The organism is Tenacibaculum aquaeponti (assembly GCF_057221555.1).
Window position 1 is genome coordinate 686137 of record NZ_CM170147.1, and the last position, 22583, is coordinate 708719.

Here is a 22583-nt window from a genome sequence, read left to right on the forward strand (position 1 = left end):
AAATAAAAAAAAAATGAAAAAATTACTATTAACCTTATTTATTTTAACTGTAACAACAAACCTTACTGCTCAAAGTTGGTGGAACTCAAAAAAAATTAGAGGAAATGGAAAAATTACAACAGAGAAACGATCTGTAGGAAACTTTGACGATATTAATGTTGGGGGTTCTTTTGATGTTGTTCTTGTTGATGGTCGTGAAGGAGAAATTACTATTGAAGGAGAAGAAAACATCATTCCCTATATTATTACTGAAGTTAGAGGGAATACATTAAAAATAAAAACAAAAAAAAATACGAATTTAAGATTCAATAGAAAATTAACAGTTACTGTAGCTTTTGAAAAGATTGATGGAATAGGACTTGGAGGATCGGGTAATGTTCGTTCAGAAAAAACTGTTACTGGAGAAAAAGTTAGTTTATCTATTGGGGGATCTGGTAATATTAAAGCAAAAATTAAAGCAAGTACTTTATCAACATCTATTGGTGGATCTGGTAACATTAGAGTATCTGGTTCAACTAACAATTTTAAATGCTCTATTGGTGGGTCTGGTAATATTAAAGCTTACAATGTAACAACCAAAACTTTAAAAGTGAATGTTGCTGGTTCTGGAGATATAGAAGCTACAGTTAAAGAAAAAATTAAAGCTACTGTTGTTGGTTCTGGTAGTGTTTATTACAAAGGAAATCCAAAATATATTGATACACATTCAATGGGATCAGGAGACGTAATAAAAAGGGATTAACTATCTTATTATTGTTCTAAAAGTTAAGTTTATTCTTGGACGGTGAACTTTTTTAGTTGGTGGAAGACGATGTAACCAATGTGTTTGTGTTTCATCTTTCATCACCAATAACGAACCATGTTGAAGTATTTTAGAAACTACTTCCTTGGTTCGTTTATGTTTAAATGCAAATTTTCTTTCAGCACCAAAAGTAACTGATGCTATTGCCCCATTCTTTTTTAAATCTTTTTCTCCGTCACTATGCCAAGCCATTCCTTCTGAACCATCATGATATAAGTTCAATAAACAAGAATTAAATGTTTCTTTAGTAATAGATTCTATAATCTTTTTTATTTCTAATAATTCGTTCGTAAAAGGCAATGCTACTTTGGTAATATTCGAATAAGAATATTCAAATTCCTTTTCACCAAACCATGCCACTTTTCTTTTAGTTGTGATTAATTTTCCAAATATTATAGCTTGATCTTGTTTCCAAGGAATCCTATTCAATAAATAATCATAATAAATATCTGCTTCTTTTTTCTTAAAAGCATGCCCATAATAATGAACTGTACCTCCTTCTGGAAGTAAATTTACTAATTGATTCGTCTGTGAAAAGAGATCCATATTTAATTTAGTCTCTAAATTTATTCCTTTTAAGTATATTCTTTAATCTCAATTTAATATCACTACCTGTGTCATATATCATTTGTTCGTTAGAAGGAAAGTTTACATGTTCTTTTTTTGTTAAATTAAAAAAATCCTCTTCTAAAGCACGTTTATCTCCATCATAATCTGCATAAAAGTGTTCAAAAACAAATTCACTATTTAAAGGAAATTCATCAAGTAATTGTTTATTTATATTATCAATATATCGAACTACACCTACTACTCTACTAGTTTTATATTGTTGATATTCATAAAATGTACAGCGAACAGTTTTATATACATCTTTTTTAATTTTTCTACCAGAACTATCTTTTACATAATTTCCTTTATCATCTTTTACATATATATACCCGGTCTTTATTTCTCTTTCTTTAATTAACTCTTTCTCTTTTATTTGTTCAGGAGATACTTCAATTCTTATAAAACTTAATTCTAAATCAAAATCATAGGAAATGTTTCTTATTTTTTTTGCATGGTAGGTTGTCCAAAAATCATTTAGTCCATATGTATCAATAGCTAATAAGTCATCTTCTAATCTTCTTGGAATTACTTGATCTGTTTCATTAAATACCTTTATAAAAATATAATCTATCCCTTTTCTATGTGCTTCCTCCATATAAGAATTTAACTCCTTATAATTAGGATACATTCGATTAATATTTTCAAATTCTTGATATGCCTCCCTATATTTCAATTTATTATTCTTTCCTTTATCAAAAACAGAAACAGCATTTACATATAAATACTCAGTATATTTTTCTTTAACTTTTATAATTTGATCATCATAATTAACTAAGTTAAAAACAACATTTTTATTCGTATTTAAATTTTTTAATGGTAATAGTGGTTTTATCCTTTCTTGCCTATCATTTAACGATAAATAAAGATTATAAATTGTTCTTAAATTACTAGGTCTGTTTTCTTTATTTAAAAATGAAATCTTAGCTAAATCTTTATCAACAGCTTTCTTATATGCTTCTTGTAGCATAATTATATAAGGTTGATTTTTCTCTTTTGCTTTATCTTTTTTTAACTTATTAATTGATAGAGAAATTGCTTTTTCATAATCTCCTGAATTAATGGCTTTTTGAGTAGATTTTATGCTATTACAAGAAGTAAGTAAAAGAAGTAAAAATGCAATTAAAATGAGTAGTATTTTGTTCATAAACTAAATTTAATTCTGACTTATTTCCCAAAAGTAATGCCAAAAAACAAATATTACTCAACTTATTTTACTAACCTAGTTAAAGCTTCTTTAATAATACCTATATTTTTTTGTTCATTAGGTTTATTAGCCGCTTTTTGAGTTTGAACCATATTGCGCATTAACTCTATACCTACATTATTAAAGCCATATTGTTCATATTGTTTTCCTTTAGAAACAATATCATTTACTAAATTTTGAATAGCTTTTGAATTATTACTTTTTGTAATTTTCTCATATGCTTTAGTATACAAACTTTTAATATTTTTATCCTGACTTAAATACATTCCTGTAATTACATTACCAGCTATAAAAGTTAATTCACTCTCGTCATTTTCTTCTAAATAAATACGAGTTAAAGGTGTTGCAATTACCTTTTTAACTCCTTCAGAAAGTTCTTTAGATTTGGTGTAAGCTAGTTTTTTATCTATATAATACAATGCAACCAAAGCATTACCAACCACTGAATATGATGGGCTATTTAATGCATTTTCAAAAATAGGTTTTAATTCAGGTTCTGTTAATTTTCCTAAAGTTTCAATAGCAGCTGCCTGAACAAGTGTTTTTGAGTCATTCACAGCCATTTGTTTGATTTTATCGATAACCTTACGCTTACTATATTTATTAATTAAATTAATATTTTGAAGTGCTAAAATTCTCAATTTATAGAAAGGATCATTTAAAACACCTGCTATTGCATTAAAAGATTTATTATCGATATGTTGAGACTTTGCAACTTCTAATAATGCTTCTCTTTTGTGTCTATAGTTTTTTGCATTTTTCAACTGAAAGATATAATCACTTAAAATTTTGTTTTCACTAATATCACATAACAAAACACCATCTGCATTAATTTGAACTAACTTTGGTTGTGTTGTATAAGATAAATTAAAAGATGTCTCTTTTCCATTTACAAAAACAGTATGACGTTTTACTTTATTTTTTTCAAAAACATCTATAGTTAAAGGAAATTGAAATTCTTGATCTTGGGTTTGATACACATTAACAGTAACCGTTTTTCTTAAATCATTGTAATCGTAAGAAATATCTAATTTAGGGTGTCCTTTTCCGAAATACCATTGATTAAAAAACCAATTTAAATCTTTACCTGTAATGCTTTCTAAAGCTAATCGTAACTCATGAGCTTCACCTGTTCCGTATTTATTATCTGTTAAATATTTATTTAAACCTTCAAAAAAAGCTTTATCTCCTAGATAGTTTCTTAGCATATGTAAAATTGCTCCACCTTTATTATAACTAACAGCATCAAACATATCTTCTTTATCATCATAATAAAAACGAACCAAATGTTTATCTGGATTATCTCCTAATTTATATGCTTGAATATCTTCAAATAAATGTGCCTCAGCCTCATCTTTACCGTATTTATAATCTAGCCATAAATATTCACTATAATTCGCAAAACTTTCATTAACTGTTAAATTACTCCAACTTTCTGCAGTTACTAAATCACCAAACCAATGATGAAACGCTTCATGTGCAATTGTAAGTTCTTGTACATTTTGATCTATTAATTGCCCTGGAGTTTGATATGCTTTTTCTCCATGAATAACAGCTGTAGTGTTTTCCATAGCACCACTTACATAATCTCTACCTACGATTTGCGAGTATTTATCCCACGGATATTCAATTCCTGTAATTTTAGAAAAGAATGCCAACATCTCTGGTGTGTTTCCAAAAATATCTTTTGCATAGGGAACATATTCTTTTTCTACATAATAATCTACTGGAATATTTTTGTAAGCATCTTTTATGATTTCATACTCTCCCACTCCTATAAAGAATAAATAAGGAGCATGTTTTTGAGTAAAATTCCAATAATCTGTTCTTGTTCCGTTACTATTTTGAGTTTGATTTTCCAATTTTCCATTGGAAAGAGTTTTATATTTTTTTGGAACTGTAATATAAATCTCTTGTGAAGTTTTTTGATTAGGAGCATCTATAGTAGGAAACCAACAACTACTTGCTTCGGTTTCTCCTTGTGTCCAAATTTGAGTTGGTTTATTTTCATCTTCTCCTTTAGGATTAATAAAATATAAACCTTTTACCGATGTTATTGCCTTACTTCCTTTTTGTTTTACTCTTTCTGGTTGTGCAGTATATTTAATATAAACCGTTAGTTTTTCATCTCTTACATAAACTTTAGGTAAACTTATTTTTAAATTATAACCATCATACTTATATTTTAAATCTACATTATTTAATGTAACCTTATGAATCAACATTGCTTTGGCATCTAACTCTAACTCATTAGAACTATAAAAATGAGGCTTTACTGTAATCCAAGCTTCACCATTCATTGTTTGTTTCTGAAAATTAAAATCAACTTTTAATTTCGTATGTTCTAAGTTGAAAATCTTATCTCTCTCGCTCCTATATTCAGATAAACTTTGTGAAAATCCTTGATAAATAAAAGAACTACATAGTATAAGCACCCAAAAAATATTCCTCATAAAACTTTATGTATTTGATCAAAAGTACTAATTAAATATTGTATTGCTGTTAATGGCTAGTTAAAACAAAACACCACAACATTTTCAAAAAAGTTGTGGTGTTTCTAAAATCATTTTATAAGAAAGTTTACTCAATAGGATCTACTCTTAATTTTTCTGTTTGAAATTCTCCTCCGAACATATCTTTTATCATTTCTAATTCTTGTCCTTCTTCACTCTTTTTGATATTTTGGATCATACTTATTATTTTATTTGGATTCATATCTTCTCCTAAAACTCTAGCGACTCCAAATCCAAAATTCTTTGCATAAACTACAGCAACAATCTCATCAATTGCATCTGTATCTCCAGAATAATACACGGTAGCTCTCCCTCTTTTATCATTAGCTCTAAATAAAGATTTATAATCTGTATTTTTCATGATTGTTTTCAACCTCTTATTCTCTAATTTTAGTTCTTCCTCCGTAGCATTCTTCTCTGGTAAAAAAGCTAAGTTTAACTTTTTTATACTCTGAAAAGTTTTTTGATCTTCTTCTGAAGTATCTTCAAAAAAAGAACCTAGCATACTTGTAGAAACATCTAATCTTGTATAACTCGTATTATCTTGAGATTTAATCAAATACGTTTGTAAACTTTCTTCATTCTTACAGGAAACAATGGTAAATACAATAGATAAAACTGTAAACAATAATATTTTTTTCATAGTATACTTCTTATAAATTAATTGATAAAAACATAGCCTAATTAAAGGCTATGCTATGTTTTATTTGTAACAAACTGAAAAAATTATTCAGCTTTTTTTTGATAGTCGTTAGCTATTTTAGATAACTCATTCATATTAATTTCTCCTGTTAAAGAAATGATTGTTGAAGATGGTAAATTTTCTTTACCTCCTTTAATTCTATCATTTTTATCTAAATCTTTTACAAACATTAATACTTCACTAACAATATCTTTATTTTTTGTAGCTTTTATATAAATCTTTACTCTAGATCCTTTATCCTTAATTCTCATTAACTGAGTTAAATTAGAATTTTTTATAGCCTTATTTACCATTTTTTCCATGTCTGCAGCAATACTTGCATTTTCTGTAGAAAACACCTTTAACTCCTGAAGGCCTTTAGCTGTATTAAAAAATTCCATTTCTTCAGATTGAGAATCTGGAAACTTACGAATTAGATCGAATAAATCTTTAGTTACAACTACTACAGATACATCTTCTAAATCTTCTAACTTATCAAACATAGAAGATTGACTAAATCCTATATTAGATACAAAAGCTAATGCTAATAATATGATTACTTTTTTCATGATATTTACTTTTTTGACTTGGTTTTACTTTGTTTACTTTTCGAATTAATTATTTATTTTTTTTATAGCTGTTTTTACAGCTTTATCGTAAGTGTCTAACTTTGCTATCGCTTCTGTACCTTTTTTATAATTATTAGACACAGAATATAATGCTTCGTTACCTTTATTTAAGTTATACGATACCATTTTTAACGCCTTTTTCACTTCTGCTATTTGCATTTCGGTTTTACGTTTTTCTACAATATCATAACCTGTATACACACTCACTAACAAAGCGATTGATGCTGCTACTGATAACCATTTAAAGTTCTTACGTTTCTGTTTCTCAGGTTTTAACTCAATGGTTTTAGTAAAAGTTTCATTCCGACTTTGTTTAAAATACCCAAATAACATACCATACTCTTCAAGATGCGCTGGTATTTCATCTCTTTTGGTAAAATAATTTCTTAAAACAGTTTCTTCTTGAAGTGTTGTTTCTGCATTTAAGTATTTTTCTAATAACTTTTCTATGTTAGCTAACTCCATAGTTATGTTGTTTAATTAATGCTTCTCTTATTGTTTTTCGTGCTCTTGATAAAGCTACCCTTACTGCGGTTGGTTTCATATTCACCATTTCGCAAATTTCATCAAAATCATATTGTTCAATATCTCTTAACTGAATAATGATTTTTTGTTGTTCAGGTAAGTTTTCAATGAGCTTGTGTACTTGGTTTACACTATCTTTATATTCTATTTTCTTATCTAACGTTGTATCTTTTTCTTTATAATTACTATGTACTAAAGTTAAATTACTAGCTTGTTTAGATTTTAATCTATCAAAACAATAATTTTTTGTCATAGTCATTGCAAAGGCTTCAACATTTCTGTAATCAGCTAATTTATCTTTACTTCTCCATAACTTAAAATAAAGTTCTTGAGTAGCATCTTCAGCTTCTTCCGTCGACACAAGCAATCGTTTTGCTAAACGAAAAACTTTATCTTTAAATGGTAATACAACTTTTAAAAAGTCTGATTGGTTCATTGTCTGGTTACTTAAATTTAATAAAGCTGTAAATCTGTATTAATTTCTACGACAAATTTATCAACTTTACACCTTTACGACGACACAGTATTTTATTTGTTACAGAAAAAGTTAAAATAAATACTAAGTTTTATTTAAATTGCGTTAATACTAAGGATTAAACTTATTATAATGAAGAAATATTTTACATCAAAACTCTTTTTGCTTTTATTAATTTCTATAACAATAAGCTGTAGTAAGTCTGAAGACATACCACAAGATATTAAAATTAATGATTTTGTATGGGGAGGACTAAACGCTTATTACAAATGGCAAGGTGAAGTTCCTGATTTAGCTGATAATAAATTTTCAACTCGTGAGCAGTTAAACAACTACTTAGCTGGTTTTAATGCTCCTGATCAATTGTTTAATAGTTTACTCCACAGACCAGGTGACGTAGATCGTTTTTCATGGATTGTTGATGATTATGTTGCTTTAGAAAATTCTTTTCAAGGAATAAGATTAACAAGTGGGATGAAATTAATTGGTGTTCGATACAGTGATAACCCTGATAATATTTTTGTTGTAGTAAGGGATGTCGTTTCAGGCTCTGATGCAGACACTAAAGGAATTACCAGAGGAATGATTATTAACGAAGTTAATGGTACTCAATTAACTTCTTCAAATGTTAATGATTTATTTGCCCCTGATTCTTTCACTATTTCTTTAGCAGATTATAATGGAGGAAATCCTATTACTAATGGAATCACTTTTGATATTGTAAAAGGACAAATACAAGAAAATGCTGTGAAAATTGCTAAAGTAATTACACAAGGGGCTAACAAAATGGGTTACTTAATGTATAATCAATTTTCTGTTCCTTATGATGGCGATTTAAACAATGCCTTCGCCACTTTTAAAAATGAAGGCATCACAGATTTAATTGTAGATTTAAGATATAATGGTGGCGGTTCAGTTAGAACTGCAACTTATTTAGCTAGTATGATTAGTGGACAACCGAACACTAATATTTTTTCCCAACAAATTTGGAATGATAAAGTAATGAATTCCATAGATAGAGATGTTTTTCTTAACTATTTTACAAATCGTATCCAAAATAAAAATAGTAACGGGCAAGTTATTTTAGATGAACCGATTAACACTGTTAATATGTCTTCTGTATATTTCATTGTTACAGATAGAACAGCTTCTGCTTCAGAACTTGTTATTAATGGTTTATTACCTTATATGGATGTTAACTTAGTTGGAACTAAAACAGTCGGCAAACAAGTAGGATCCATTACTTTATATGATTCAGACGATTATACTAAAACTGGTCCAAATTTCAATAACAATCATACTTGGGCAATGCAGCCAATAGTGTTAGAAATTCAAAATAAAAATGGGCAAAATGAACCTAACGGTTATACACCAGAAGTAATTATAGAAGAAGATGTTGCTAATTTAGGAGTACTTGGAGATCCAACAGAACCTTTATTAGCTAGAACTATTGAATATATCACAACTGGATCTAGAGGAAGTTCTATATTCTCTAGAAATTCTTCCTTACAAAAACCTGTATGGAATTCTGAATTGAAAAATCTAGATTATAACAATATGTATATTAACTTAAAATAAAATACAGGTAATTCATTATAGAAAAAATCCAGCTATTAGGCTGGATTTTTTTATTACAATGTTTTGTTATTTTTATTTGATTAAAATCTTTTTAGTTCCTGCTGTAGATTTTAAAATATAAAGTCCTTTACCTAATCCTTCAGTTTTAATTTCATTCATAGAATTAGCTTTGTATTCTTTTACTTTTTTTCCTAACATATTGAAAACAACGATTTGTATCGGAGTACTAGTAATTTCACTATTAGTTAAGTCATTCGTGCTAATTCTACAAGAATAAGGACCAACTAAATTGCTTACAAATAAATCATCATCGGCGTCTTGATCTTGAAAGTCTGAACTGCTAATTACTTTATAATATGTTCCATTAATTCTATAACTTTTACCTACAGTTAATTTAGAAGAAAGATTTTCTAAATTCAATTTATAAGTTCTAGAAATATAATTACTACAAGGAGAACTTACTCTACCTAATTTATGAAATCTTTTACAGGCGAAATTAATAGCAGAAGAATGATGAGTTCCAAACCAGTTTTCATCAGCATCCTGATTCGATGTATTCGAGATGCTAGTTACTTTGTAATATTCATTATCAATAATATAAACATTTCCAACAGAAAGAGTTCCTGTCCAATAGTAATTAGCTTTTATATTTTCTAAAACTCTATTCGTACAAAAGTTTCTATTTGCTTCTGTATAAGTACTTCCTAATCTAGCAACTCGAATGTATTTTTTACATTGGTAACTTGTAATTGGAGTTGGTTGAGCAGACACGGTCCAATCGTCATCTGCGTCTTGTTCATAAACATCTGTTGCTTGAGTTACGATGTAATATTTTGAGTTTGTGTAGTACAATGAACCAACATTTAATTTAGATGATAATCCGTAAAAGTTAATTTTTCTTGTACCACTAACAACTAAGCTACCAGAATAATAATCACAAACTGATTTAGCCGTGGTTCCCAAAATTTTTACTCGATGATATTTAGCTTGAGCCAAAGAGGTTAACGCAACAAATAATGCAAAAAAGAGTGTAAGTGTAGTTTTTTTCATAATAAATAATTTCCTACTAAAATAGAAGCTAAGATTTAGCATTGGATTAATTATATATTATGTAAAAGTTATAAAAGAATAAAGCTCGGAAATTTCCGAGCTTTATAGTAATTATTGGTTTTTATATTTGTTGGAATAACGTTTCCAGAGTTTAGTTTGATGAGTTTCTAAACTAATTTTTCTTCCTTGAATAAAAGCTTCAGAAATGATATTAGTTCTCATATCTAAAGCATCACCTTCAGAGATAAATAAAGTAGCATCTTTACCAACTTCTAATGTTCCTGCTATAGCATCAATACCTAATATTTTAGCATTATTACTTGTTATAAGCTGAACAGCTTGCTCTTTATCTAAACCATAAGCTGCATAAGTTCCTGCATAAAAAGGTAAGTTTCTTGCGCTCATACGTTCCATATCACCTTCCATTCCTAAACCAACTAAAATACCTTTTTCAGATAAAATTTTAGCCATTCTATATGGTAAGTCATAATCTTGATCTTCACTATCAGGTAATCTATGAGATCTTTCAAGAATTACAGGAATGTTATTGTTTTTAATTAAATCTGCAACTTTATGTGCTCCATGAGCTTTCACTAAAACTACATTTTTAATGTTTAATTCATTAAAATCATTAATAACATCAACAATTGCTTTTTCTCCATTAACATGAACAAAAACTTTTTGAGTACCATTAAAAACATTCTTTAAAGCTTCATAAGGAAGGTTTTTAGGAGTTTTATTTCCAGAAAGATAAATTTTAGCTTTTTTAAAGAAGTTTTTAATTCTATCTGTTGCTTCTTTATAATTTTTATTAGGTTTTAAACCTCTGTCTTCTCCTAACCACCAACGTCCAAAGCTAAAAGTAGAAGGCCAATTAATATGAATCCCGTCATCTAACTTTATAGCAGCATCTTCCCAGTTCCAAGCATCTAACTGTACAACAGTTGAAGTTCCAGAAATAGTTCCTCCTCTTGGAGCAACTTGAGCCATTAATACTCCATTTGGACGCATTGTTTCAATAACTCTACTTTCTGCATTATAAGCAATAATACTTCTAATGTGAGGTAAAAAATTACCAACTTCATCAAAATCTCGAGTAGCTCTTACGGCATCAATTTCAGCTAAACCTAGAGAAGTATTGGCCGCAATAAATCCTGGATAAACGTGTTTTCCATTCGCTTTAATCACTTCTCCTTTTTGTTCAGAAGCATTATTGTTTCCTACATATGTAAGTTTTCCATTAGAAAAAACTAACAAAGAGTTTTCGATAACTTTTCCATTACCGATATGTGCTGTAGCACCTACAATAGAATAATCTTTTGTTTGTTTAGATGCTGGTGTTTGTTGTGCATTAATATTTCCTAGAATAAAGAAACTTAATACAATAAGTATAAATTGATTTTTCATTTTTTTACTATTTAAGTTCTTATTCGGTATCACAGTGGAATAAAATTTTGTGCTTTCTTGATGGTTTTTGAGTTGGAGCTCCTCCAATTTTCTCTTTTAACATCATCGAAATTAATTTAGCGCGTTCTGCTTTTAAAGCTTTACGTTTTTGTTTGTCTGAATTAATATCAAAATATATAGCACCTTCTACAATAGTTTGTTCTGCTTTGGCATAAATAGATAACGGGTTATCACTCCAAACTACAATATCAGCATCTTTACCAACTTTAATACTTCCTGTTCTTTCATCTAAGTGTAATAACTTAGCAGGATTAATGGTAACTGTTCTCCAAGCTTCTTGTTCTGTTAAACCACCATATTTAACTGTTTTTGCAGCTTCTTGATTTAATCTTCTAGACATTTCTGCATCATCTGAATTAATTGCTACAGTAACACCTTGTCTGTGCATAATAGCAGAGTTATAAGGAATTGCATCATTTACTTCATATTTATATGCCCACCAATCGGCAAAAGTAGAACCACCAACTCCGTGTTCTTTCATTTTATCTGCAACTTTATATCCTTCTAAAATGTGTGTAAAAGTATTTACATTGAAGTTGAATTGCTCAGCAACTTTCATTAACATGTTTATTTCAGATTGTACATAAGAGTGACAAGAAATGAAACGTTCTTTATTAATGATTTCAGCAATAGTCTCTAACTCAATATCTTTACGATAAGGTTGTCCGCTTTTCTTTTTAGCGTCGTATTCTTTAGCGCGTTGAAAATAATCGATAAATACTTGTTCAACACCCATTCTTGTTTGTGGGAAACGAATAGTTTGACGATCACCCCAGTTAGATTGTTTTACATTTTCTCCTAAAGCAAACTTGATGAATTTTGGAGAATTTTTATAAATCATATTTTCTGCATTTTCACCCCACTTTAGCTTTATGATTGCAGATCGTCCTCCAATTGGGTTAGCAGAACCATGTAAAATCTGAATAGAAGTAACACCACCAGCTAAGTTTCTATAGATATTAATATCATCAGGATCAACAACATCTTCAATAGTAACTTCAGCAGTAGAATTATGTCCAGCTTCATTTACTGCAGATGTAGCAATATGTGAATGTTCATCAATAATTCCTGCAGTTACAAACTTTCCAGTTCCATCGATAGTTTTAGCACCACGTGCAGATAAGTTTTTACCAATCTGAGAAATTTTTCCTTCTTTAATTAATATATCAGTATTATTTAAAACCTGATCGTTTTCACTAGTCCAAACGGTAGCATTTTTAATTAAAATAGTTTGTTGGTTAGGTTTTACTGAGTTTCCTAAACCAACATTCGGATAGCTAACAGCAACAACTTCAGGAGACTTTTTATCCGACTTTTTACCTTTTTTCTCTTTATCTGATTTAGTCTCTTTTTTTGTAGCTGTCCATGTTACAGCATTTCCTGAGTTATCTTCACCTGTTCCATTGAAAGAATCTTTATTAGATTCTATTTTACCTACTAAACGTAAAAATTCATTTTCGTCGTTAATTGATAATTGAATCCAATTGTCTTTAAAAACAAAGTTTGATTTTAGTTTCTTTTCTCCTTTTTTAACTTCTGCTTTCTGTTTTTTTCCTTTTCCAGAAATTAGTAATTCGTAGTTCTTTCCATTAGAAGTTAAAGAATAGTTTCCGGTAATATCTGTAATTCCCATATCGTTAATCACATTTTTATTACCTAAAGTCCAGTTTTCATAAACTGTTGTTTTTTCATCAAAAATATCACCCGAAGTGATTAAGAAATTCGCAAAACTACCAGTGTTTAAGTTACCTACTTTAGTTTCTTTTAAAATTTGAGCAGGAATTGTAGTTAAAGCTTCTAAAGCTTTAGTTTTATCAAAACCATGCTTTATAGCTTTCATTAAATTAGCTCTAAAAGCTTTTGGAGACTTTAACTTGTGTGTAGTAAGTGCGAACGGTATTCCGTTCTTAGCTAGAACTGCTAAATTACTAGGTTCTTGATTCCATTTACGCATGTCACGTAAAGAAATTACATCTGCTAAAAACTTATTACTTACGTCATAAGCTTTTCTGAAATTGATAGGAATAATAAGTGTAGCATTAGTTTTTTTAATATCATTAATTCTTTCAAATTCATCACCACCACCTAAGATTGTATATTGAATTCCGAATTCATCACCGATTTTGTCTGCTCTTAAAACATCTAAATAACTACCTGCATTAAAAATTTGAGGTAAGTTTTTTTTCTGGTTTAAAGCTTCTAATGATAAATCTTTATTCTTAGCATTTCCTTTAGCATACCAATCCGCATCTAAATAAGTTTGACGCAATAATGCCATTGCACCCATTTTTGAAGTAGGGTAATTTTGTCCAGATTTTTTACTTTTAGAAAACGATAAATGATTTGTAGTTTTAGCATTTAAAACTCTATATGCTTCAGAAGAATTAGGACTTAATGAAACTAAAAGTCCGTTTCCTTGCATAATACCATCTTCAGAGTGAGTATTTACAACACCGAAACCTGCATTTATTAAGGCTTTTGCTTTTGCTGTATCAAAGTTAAATTCAGAATGAGGATTAGTTTCTGGACGAATATGATCGTTCCAGTAATATCCTTTTCTAGAAGCATCATATTGAGGAGATCTTCCAAAGTTTCTATTTCTTTTTGGTTCAGCAATACCGAAACTAGAATAAACATCGATAAATGAAGGATAAATAAATTTCCCTTTTAAATCGATAACAGTTGCATCACTTGGTATATTTACTCGTTTTCCAACATTAACGACTTTTCCGTCTTTTACTACTAAAATTCCTTTTTTAATAGTATTAGCAGGGGACACATAAATTGTAGCATTTGTAAATGCTGTTGTTGTGTTTTTGGAAGTTTTTACCCCAGTATTTATGGGGAAGTATTCTTGTGAATATCCGAAAATAGCCCACAAGAATAGGAGTAGTGGTAATTTTTTCATTATGAATTGATTGATTTTTACGTTAAAAGTATTTAATTAATCTTAAAACGATTTTCCTTTAACATAAAATTAAGATTTAGTGAATCTTAAGCAAACCAATTTTTTTATTACCAGTTAACCAAGCAGTATTAGAGTTTACGAACTGAATAGCGTAAAAATCTTTAGTATCATTATCAATCCATGTGTTACCTCCATCTGTACTATATGAAATCCCAGTTTTTCCGACCGTAAATATTTCTTTGGTTTTTCCATTTGGTACATACTGAATACAGCTTTTGTAGTTTGGGTTTATATTATCGGCAATGATTTCCCAAGTTTTACCACCATCTTTTGTTATGGCTTTATTTTTACAATTGTCGTTAGGTTTTGAGTAATTTCCACCAATAATAAAACCATTGTTTTTGTCATAAAAATCAACAGAATAAATTCCTTGAGGACCATCACCTTGTACAATTGGAGTATCGTAAGTTTTCCAAGTTTTACCTCTGTCTTCTGATTTTAAAACTCTAGCTTTTTTCCCACCAGATACGATCCAAACGGTATCATTAATAATTTTAATATTCGTATTGCTTGCAGCAAAAAAAGCTTCACCATCTTCAAGTTTTGGTAAATTTTCACATGATATTTTTTTCCAAGAATTACCCCCATCATTTGTTATAATTATAGAAGGACATGCTTCTGTAGGGTCGCCAACTGCTATTCCATCTTTTCCATTTTTAAAAAACTTCATGCTATCATAAAATACTTTTTCATGTACTTCTTGATATACAATTTTATGATTTTCATCTTCAATTTTATATAGTAAAGCAGGGTTAGCGATACTTAAAGCAAAATAAGAGTTACCATTAGTTGTTAGACTTCTAAAATGAGGAATTATAGAATCTTGATATTTGATTTTAAATTTTGACAATCCTTTTTCTAGATTATAATTACCAATAACACCATTAGAACCTGCAAAAACTAAATTTTGTTCATCTACAGCAACTAAAGATCTAATGCTTGTACTATCGATAGTAAATTCTTTTATTTCAATACGACTTATGTTTCGAGAGGTGTTTTTTTCTTTACAAGAAATTAATAATAGAGATAAGAAAATTATAATAAGTTTACCTTTCATTTTTTTGATATTTTTATGGAATTAAAAATAGGTAAAACATTTCATCTATATGAATGAAGATCAACATAACAAAAAAGCTTTAGTAATTTCTGGTGGAGGAAGTAAAGGAGCATTTGCTGGAGGTGTAGTTGAGTTTTTAATGAAAGAGAAGCAAAAAGATTACGATTTATTCTTAGGAACATCTACAGGAAGTTTAATGGTTTCTCATTTAGCAGTTGGAATGATTGACGAACTTAAAATGTTGTATACTAATGTTAGTCAACGAACTATTTTTAGTAACAATCCATTTAAAATTAGAAATGTACATGGTGTTAAAGTCGTTTCTATTCGGCACAGAAATACTTTTTGGAATTTATTAAATGGGCGTAAAACTTTTGGTGAAAGTAAAAATTTAAGAAAGCTAATAAGAGCAAATATTACACCTAAAATGTATGAGATTATTAGAGAGCAAAATAAAGAAGTTGTAGTAACAGTATCTAACTTAACTGCAAATGAAATTGAATATAAATCTATTTCAGAATGTTCTTATAATGATTTTTGTGATTGGATTTGGGGGTCTTGTAATTATGTGCCTTTTATGAGTTTACTAGAGAAAAACTCTTGTCAATATGCAGATGGAGGTTTTGGTTGTTTAGTTCCGATTAGAGAAGCTATATTAAGAGGTGCTAAAGAAGTTGATGCTATTATTTTAGAGACAGAAGTAAACCAGATTAACAGAATGCCGTCTAAAAATCCGTTCTCTTTAATGTTAGATGTTTTTGGTTTTATGTTGGAACATGTAGAAAAGCATAATGTAACTATCGGAAAGTTGTCAGCAAAACATAAAGATGTGAAGTTGAATTTATATTATACGCCAACAGTTTTAACAACGAATTCGTTAGTTTTTGATAAAAAACAAATGACTGGTTGGTGGAAACAAGGTTTTGAATATGCTAAAATGAAGGATTTGGCACTTATGAATGATTTTAGACCAGATTTAATTGATAAAAAAAATAAATCATGAAGTTTGGAAAAGTAGAACAGCCAGAACTTGTTGATTTTTCTTTTCCTGATACCCATCAAGATACTATTCGTTTACTATCTGGATTTAATAAAGAAAAAGATTTATCTGCTTATGTTGGATGTGCAAAATGGAATAGAGCCGATTTAAAAGGTTTTTACCCGAGAGGTACAAAAGATGAATTAATATATTATTCAAGTCAGTTTAACTCTATAGAATTGAATGCAACTTTTTATAGACAATTTCCACCAGAACAATTTGAGAAGTGGAAAAATAAAACTCCCGATGGATTTAAATTTTTTCCTAAGTTAACTCAAGATATTAGTCACTGGAAAAGATTAGAAGGTGTAGCTGATTTGGTAAATTATTATTTAGACGCTGCTACTAAGTTGGATGAAAAGTTAGGAACTATTTTTTTACAGTTGCATAGTAATTTTGCACCTAAAAACTTTTCTAGACTTGAAAATTTTGTGAAAAGTTGGCCTAAAGAAATTCCATTAACTGTAGAGTGTAGACATACCGATTGGTTTACTGATCCTGAAATTTCAAAAGAATTTTACAATTTATTAGAATCAAATGGCGTGTCTAATACTATTGTTGATACAGCTGGAAGAAGAGACATGATGCATATGCGTTTAACCAATAATGAAGCTTTTATACGTTATGTAGGAGCAAATCATTTATCAGATTATAAACGTTTAGATGATTGGGTAAATCGCTTAGAACAATGGGTTAATTTAGGTTTACGCAATATTCATTTTTTTGTGCATCAAAATTTAGAAGTTGAATCACCTTTATTGGCAGCATATTTTATTAAAAATTTAAATAAAAGGTTAGGAATAAGTTTAAAAATACCTAACCAAAAAGAAGAACAACAATCTTTGTTTAAATAAAAAGCTCGGAAATTTCCGAGCTTTTACGTTCCTTTTCTATTCTATTAATTTTTCCCAATTAATTTGTTAGCAATATAGTTGTACATCTAAGTTTATAAAATCACCACAAATAGGTATTTTTGCCATAATGAAAAATATATCAAGTTTACAGAACCCATTCATTAAAAATCTCTTTAAACTTCAAGAAAAGTCTAGAGAACGAAAAAAACAAGGACTTTTTATTGTTGAAGGACAACGAGAAATTACTTTAGCCATTAACGGTGGATATATTATTGAAAATATTCTTATTACTAAAGATATTTTCCAAGAAAAAGAGGAACTTGTTGAAATTCTGAAAACAATTCCAACTATAGAAATATCAAAAGAAATTTACACTAAATTAGCTTATAGAAATTCTACTGAAGGTATTATTGCTGTCGTAAAAACAAAAAACATAGCTCTGAAAGATTTAAAACTACCTTCAGAAAACCCTGTAATTCTAGTTATGGAGGGAATTGAAAAACCAGGAAATATTGGTGCTATGTTGCGTACTGCTGATGCTGCAAATATTGATGCTGTATTTTTAGCAGATTCAAAGAGTGACTTATACAATCCTAATATTATTAGATCTAGTGTTGGTTGTGTGTTTACCAATACCATTATAACAGATTCTTCAAAAAATATTATTAATTTTCTAAAACAACAAAAAATTAATATTTACAGTGCAACACTTCAAAACTCTAATTCATATCACTTAGAAGATTATACAAAACCTACTGCAATTGTTGTTGGTACAGAGGCAACAGGTTTAACACAAATTTGGAGAGAAGAAGCTACACAAAACATAAATATTCCTATGCAAGGTAAAATAGATTCTATGAATGTTTCTGTTGCCTGTGCTATTTTAATTTTTGAAGCAAAAAGACAACGTAATTTTTATAGTTAGCAAACAAAAGTAATTCCCTTTATTTTAAACCAATATGAATTACTAATCAAAACTTAAACATTTTTGTGTAATACAAATCTTTATAGTAATTTCACTTTAGAATCTTATTTTGTATAGAAATACCCCTGTAAATGAAGTATACGGCAACTGTAGAGGAAGAAAACAAAGAAATCGCAAATAGATATAAAGATTTACTAAAAGGCACGTATCAAACTTTATCTGAAAATGATAAAAAATTAATACGCAAAGCTTTTGAAGTTGCTGTTGAAGCACATTCTAGTCAAAGAAGAAAATCTGGTGAACCATACATCTTTCACCCAATAGCAGTTGCAAAAATTGTTGCTTACGAAATTGGTCTTGGTGCAACTTCTATTGCCGCTGCCCTACTTCACGATGTTGTAGAAGATACACATTATACAGTTGAAGATATGGAGCAACTTTTTGGTGAAACCGTAGCTCGTATCGTTAGTGGTTTAACCAAAATTTCTCGTTTAAAACAAGATCAAGATTACTCTATACAAGCAGAAAACTTCAGAAAAATGCTATTAACATTACATGACGATGTTCGTGTAATTTTAATAAAAATTGCCGATCGTTTGCACAACATGCAAACTATGGATGCAATGCCACCACATAAACAAGTTAAAATAGCTTCTGAAACATTATACATTTACGCTCCACTTGCACACAGATTAGGGTTATATAACATTAAGACAGAACTTGAAGATTTAGGATTAAAATATACTGAACCAGAAGTTTACAACGACATCTTAATCAAAATAAAAGAAAGCAAAGAAGAGCAACAAAAATATATAGATCTTTTCAACTCTAAAATTAGAGAAGCCTTAGATAAAGAAGGATTTAAATATGAAATAAAAGGTAGATTTAAATCTATATTCTCTATCAGAAGAAAAATGCGAAAGCAGAATGTTTCTTTCGATGAAGTTTATGACAAGTTTGCAATTCGAATTATCTATACACCTACTTCTAATGATGAAAAGTTCGATGCTTGGAAAATTTACTCAATTGTAACAGATTTTTATAAACCCAATCCTGCTCGTTTAAGGGATTGGATTTCTCAACCTAAATCAACAGGATATGAAGCATTACATATCACTGTAGTTGGACCAGAAGCTAAATGGGTAGAAGTTCAAGTTCGTTCACAAAGAATGGATGAAATAGCTGAAAAAGGTTATGCTGCCCATTTTAAATATAAACAAGGTAATATTCGTGAAAACGGTTTAGAAGGTTGGTTAAATAAACTTAAAGAAACCTTAGAAAACAATACGTTAAATGCTGTAGATTTTGTTGAAGATTTTAAACTTAATTTATATGCTAAAGAAATTTATGTTTTTACTCCTAAAGGAGATTTAAAATCTTTACCAAAAGGAGCCTCTGCTTTAGATTTTGCATTCGCTATTCATACTGATGTCGGATTAAAATGTAGAGGCGCAAAAGTAAATGGAAAACTTGTACCGTTAAGCTATGAATTAAAGAGTGGTGATCAAGTTGATATTTTAACTTCTGCAACTAACAAACCTAATTCTCGTTGGTTAGATTTTGTAATGACAGCAAGAGCTAGAACAAAAATAAAATCTGCTCTTAAAGCTGATGAAAAGAAAATTGCTGAAGAAGGAAAAGCAATTTTAATGAGAAAATTAAGACATTTGAAGATAAACTATGATGAAAAATTAGTTCATGAAATAGCAAGTTTCTTTAATCTTCAAACTAGCTTTGATTTATTCTTTAGAATTGGTAATGGTGCAATTGACAATACTCAACTTAAAGAATTTGTAGCACAACGTTCTAGTCCAATTATAAGTTTCTTAAAAAATCCTTTCAAAAGAAATTCTCACAAAAACGTTACAGATAATGAAGAAGTAACCGACAAATTCGATGCATTAGTTTTTGGTCAAGATGAAGAAAAATTAGAATACTCACTTTCTGTTTGTTGTAAGCCTATACCAGGTGATGCAGTTTTTGGATTTGTTACTATTAACGATGGAATTAAAGTTCATAAAAATAATTGCCCGAATGCCATTTCCTTACAATCTAATTTTGCATATAGAATTATTAAAGCAAAATGGATAGATTCTACAAAACAAGAATTCTCTGCTATTTTAAAAATTAGTGGTGTAGATAACAAAGGAATTGTAAATAATATCACAAGAATTATTTCAAGCAACATGAATGTATACATTAATAGTATTAACATTTCTGGAAACGCAGGTGTTTTTGATGGAAAAATTTCACTCACTGTAAAGAATAGAAATCAGCTAACTAAGCTGATTAATAACATTAAAAAAGTAGATGGTGTTCAAAAAGTAACACGTGTTAATACTTTGTAAATATTATTCCTTACGTCATTACTTTTTATATCAAGAAATAAACGTAAATTTGTCCTTTGGTAAAATTCTAGATATATGAGTAGCACGGCTGAAAATCAAGAAATCGTAAAAAAAGTTTTCACTTCTTTCTTAGAGGAAAATAAGCACCGTAAGACACCTGAACGTTACGCTATTTTACAAGAAATTTATGATGCCGATGAACATTTTGATATAGAATCTTTATATATTAAAATGAAAAATAAAAACTATCGTGTTAGTAGAGCAACATTATACAACACTATGGATTTACTTTTAGATTGCGGTTTAGTTCGTAAACATCAGTTTGATGGGCAATCTATGGCACGATATGAAAAAAGTTACTTTGATAAAAATCACGATCATGTAATTTTAACAGATACAGGAGAAGTGAAAGAATTTTGTGATCCAAGAATTCAAATTATCAAACAAACTATTGAAGAGGTTTTCAATATTGATATCCATAACCATTCTTTATACTTCTACGGAACTAAGAAAAAACCGAATTAAACTTTAAATACACATAACACAACACACTAATATAATGGCAGTAGATTTATTACTAGGCTTGCAATGGGGAGATGAAGGTAAAGGTAAAATCGTTGACGTCCTTACTCAAAATTACGATATCATCGCTCGTTTTCAAGGTGGCCCAAACGCTGGTCATACTCTAGTTTTCGATGGAAACAAGTATGTTTTACATACTATTCCTTCAGGTATATTCCATAAAACCGCTTTAAACGTAGTTGGTAATGGAGTCGTTATCGATCCTGTAATTTTTAAAAAGGAATTAGAAAATTTAGATCAACATAATATCAATTATGCTGATAAACTATTAATTTCTAGAAAAGCACATTTAATTTTACCAACACATAGATTATTAGACGCAGCTTCTGAAACTTCTAAAGGAAAAGCTAAAATTGGTTCTACTTTAAAAGGAATTGGACCAACTTACATGGACAAAACTGGAAGAAACGGAATGCGTGTTGGTGATTTAGAATTAGATAACTGGAAAGAAAAATATAAAACATTGACAGAAAAGCATATTAAAATGCTTAATTTCTTTGATGTTGATATTCAGTATGATCTAGATGAATTAGAGCAAGAATTCTGTGAGGGAATTGAAAAATTAAAATCATTACAGTTTATCGATTCTGAAGCGTTTTTAAACAACGCAATGAAAGAAGGTAAAAAAATTCTAGCGGAAGGTGCTCAGGGATCTTTATTAGATATCGATTTTGGAACATATCCGTTTGTAACTTCAAGCAATACTACAGCTGCTGGTGCTTGTACTGGTTTAGGTGTTGCTCCAAACAGAATTAAAGAAGTTTTCGGAATTTTTAAAGCATATACTACTAGAGTTGGTTCTGGACCATTTCCAACAGAGTTATTTGATGAAGTTGGAGAAACTATGGGAAGAGTTGGACACGAATTTGGTGCTACAACTGGTAGACGAAGACGCTGTGGTTGGTTAGATTTAGTAGCTTTAAAATATGCTGTTGAAGTAAATGGAGTTACTCAATTAATGATGATGAAAGGTGATGTACTTTCTGGTTTCGATACTTTAAAAGTTTGTACTGCTTACAAATATAAAGGAGAAGAAATTACACACTTACCATATAATATTGAACCTGAAAATGTAGAACCAATTTACTCTGAATTTAAAGGCTGGGAAGCTGATTTAACTGAAATGACAAATGAGGAATCTATGCCTAAAAACTTAGTAAATTACATCAACTTTATTGAAAAAGAAACTGGTGTACCTATCAAAATTGTATCAGTCGGTCCAGATAGAAAACAAACTATCTTAAGATAATTCAAAAAAAAGAGTTCTATTAAGAAC

The 22583-nt window shown here is 29.3% G+C and carries 19 protein-coding genes; 8 read left to right on the forward strand and 11 right to left on the reverse strand.

Going from position 1 to position 22583, the window contains the following annotated elements; genetic code table 11:
• Positions 1–13: 13 nt before the first annotated feature.
• Entirely contained in the window at positions 14–742 is a 729-nt protein-coding gene (locus AC2TEO_RS03145) for a head GIN domain-containing protein (protein WP_442266708.1), read from the forward strand.
• Here AC2TEO_RS03145 and AC2TEO_RS03150 read toward each other — a convergent pair whose 3' ends face one another.
• From AC2TEO_RS03150 to AC2TEO_RS03180, 7 genes are all read right to left on the reverse strand, one after another.
• Entirely contained in the window at positions 743–1348 is a 606-nt protein-coding gene (locus AC2TEO_RS03150) for an alpha-ketoglutarate-dependent dioxygenase AlkB family protein (protein ID WP_442266709.1), read from the reverse strand. It abuts the gene before it with no gap.
• A 7-nt stretch (positions 1349–1355) separates the two neighbouring features.
• Positions 1356–2555, reverse strand: coding sequence for a hypothetical protein (locus AC2TEO_RS03155; RefSeq protein WP_442266710.1), 1200 nt, complete (start codon positions 2553–2555; stop codon positions 1356–1358).
• Between the two features lie 62 nt (positions 2556–2617).
• A complete protein-coding gene (locus AC2TEO_RS03160; protein WP_442266711.1) occupies positions 2618–5068 on the reverse strand; it encodes a M1 family aminopeptidase in 2451 nt (816 codons plus the stop codon).
• A gap of 127 nt (positions 5069–5195) precedes the next feature.
• Positions 5196–5771: a GFO_1091 family lipoprotein gene (locus AC2TEO_RS03165; protein ID WP_442266712.1), complete on the reverse strand. Its 576-nt coding sequence runs from the start codon at positions 5769–5771 to the stop codon at positions 5196–5198.
• A gap of 83 nt (positions 5772–5854) precedes the next feature.
• The gene (locus AC2TEO_RS03170; protein WP_442266713.1) at positions 5855–6379 is read right to left on the reverse strand and encodes a GFO_1090 family protein; all 525 of its coding nucleotides are present in this window, start codon (positions 6377–6379) and stop codon (positions 5855–5857) included.
• A 45-nt stretch (positions 6380–6424) separates the two neighbouring features.
• Positions 6425–6904: a PG0215 family putative anti-sigma factor gene (locus tag AC2TEO_RS03175; protein ID WP_442266714.1), complete on the reverse strand. Its 480-nt coding sequence runs from the start codon at positions 6902–6904 to the stop codon at positions 6425–6427.
• The gene (locus AC2TEO_RS03180; RefSeq protein ID WP_442266715.1) at positions 6891–7400 is read right to left on the reverse strand and encodes a GFO_1088 family ECF-type sigma factor; all 510 of its coding nucleotides are present in this window, start codon (positions 7398–7400) and stop codon (positions 6891–6893) included. Before AC2TEO_RS03180 ends, AC2TEO_RS03175 begins: the two co-directional genes overlap by 14 nt.
• A gap of 171 nt (positions 7401–7571) precedes the next feature.
• On the opposite strand from AC2TEO_RS03180, the gene AC2TEO_RS03185 reads away from it, so the two are divergent.
• The gene (locus AC2TEO_RS03185; RefSeq protein ID WP_442266716.1) at positions 7572–9017 is read left to right on the forward strand and encodes a GFO_1087 family putative carboxy terminal peptidase; all 1446 of its coding nucleotides are present in this window, start codon (positions 7572–7574) and stop codon (positions 9015–9017) included.
• 72 nt (positions 9018–9089) lie between these two features.
• Here the strand turns inward: AC2TEO_RS03185 and AC2TEO_RS03190 are convergent, their stop codons facing one another.
• The 4 genes from AC2TEO_RS03190 to AC2TEO_RS03205 all read right to left on the reverse strand — a co-directional run bounded on the left by AC2TEO_RS03190 (position 9090) and on the right by AC2TEO_RS03205 (position 15559).
• Complete coding sequence (locus tag AC2TEO_RS03190) at positions 9090–10067, reverse strand: T9SS type A sorting domain-containing protein (RefSeq protein ID WP_442266717.1); 978 nt, start codon at positions 10065–10067, stop codon at positions 9090–9092.
• A gap of 111 nt (positions 10068–10178) precedes the next feature.
• A complete protein-coding gene (locus AC2TEO_RS03195; protein ID WP_442266718.1) occupies positions 10179–11474 on the reverse strand; it encodes an amidohydrolase family protein in 1296 nt (431 codons plus the stop codon).
• Between the two features lie 19 nt (positions 11475–11493).
• Positions 11494–14442, reverse strand: a complete 2949-nt coding sequence (locus AC2TEO_RS03200; protein ID WP_442266719.1) for an amidohydrolase family protein — start codon at positions 14440–14442, stop codon at positions 11494–11496.
• 76 nt (positions 14443–14518) lie between these two features.
• Positions 14519–15559 carry a WD40/YVTN/BNR-like repeat-containing protein gene (locus tag AC2TEO_RS03205; RefSeq protein ID WP_442266720.1) on the reverse strand — a complete coding sequence of 347 codons (1041 nt, stop codon included), beginning with the start codon at positions 15557–15559 and terminating at the stop codon, positions 14519–14521.
• Between the two features lie 49 nt (positions 15560–15608).
• Here AC2TEO_RS03205 and AC2TEO_RS03210 point away from each other — a divergent pair, with 49 nt between their 5' ends.
• The 6 genes from AC2TEO_RS03210 to AC2TEO_RS03235 all read left to right on the forward strand — a co-directional run bounded on the left by AC2TEO_RS03210 (position 15609) and on the right by AC2TEO_RS03235 (position 22556).
• Positions 15609–16562, forward strand: coding sequence for a patatin-like phospholipase family protein (locus AC2TEO_RS03210; RefSeq protein ID WP_442266721.1), 954 nt, complete (start codon positions 15609–15611; stop codon positions 16560–16562).
• On the forward strand, positions 16559–17452 hold the full coding sequence (locus AC2TEO_RS03215) for a DUF72 domain-containing protein (protein WP_442266722.1): 894 nt from the start codon (positions 16559–16561) through the stop codon (positions 17450–17452). The genes AC2TEO_RS03210 and AC2TEO_RS03215 overlap by 4 nt, the downstream gene beginning before the upstream one ends.
• A gap of 127 nt (positions 17453–17579) precedes the next feature.
• Entirely contained in the window at positions 17580–18377 is a 798-nt protein-coding gene (locus AC2TEO_RS03220; RefSeq protein ID WP_442266723.1) for a TrmH family RNA methyltransferase, read from the forward strand.
• A 131-nt stretch (positions 18378–18508) separates the two neighbouring features.
• Positions 18509–20725: a RelA/SpoT family protein gene (locus AC2TEO_RS03225; RefSeq protein ID WP_442266724.1), complete on the forward strand. Its 2217-nt coding sequence runs from the start codon at positions 18509–18511 to the stop codon at positions 20723–20725.
• A gap of 75 nt (positions 20726–20800) precedes the next feature.
• The gene (locus tag AC2TEO_RS03230) at positions 20801–21250 is read left to right on the forward strand and encodes a Fur family transcriptional regulator (RefSeq protein WP_442266725.1); all 450 of its coding nucleotides are present in this window, start codon (positions 20801–20803) and stop codon (positions 21248–21250) included.
• Between the two features lie 34 nt (positions 21251–21284).
• The gene (locus AC2TEO_RS03235) at positions 21285–22556 is read left to right on the forward strand and encodes an adenylosuccinate synthase (RefSeq protein ID WP_442266726.1); all 1272 of its coding nucleotides are present in this window, start codon (positions 21285–21287) and stop codon (positions 22554–22556) included.
• Positions 22557–22583 lie beyond the last annotated feature (27 nt).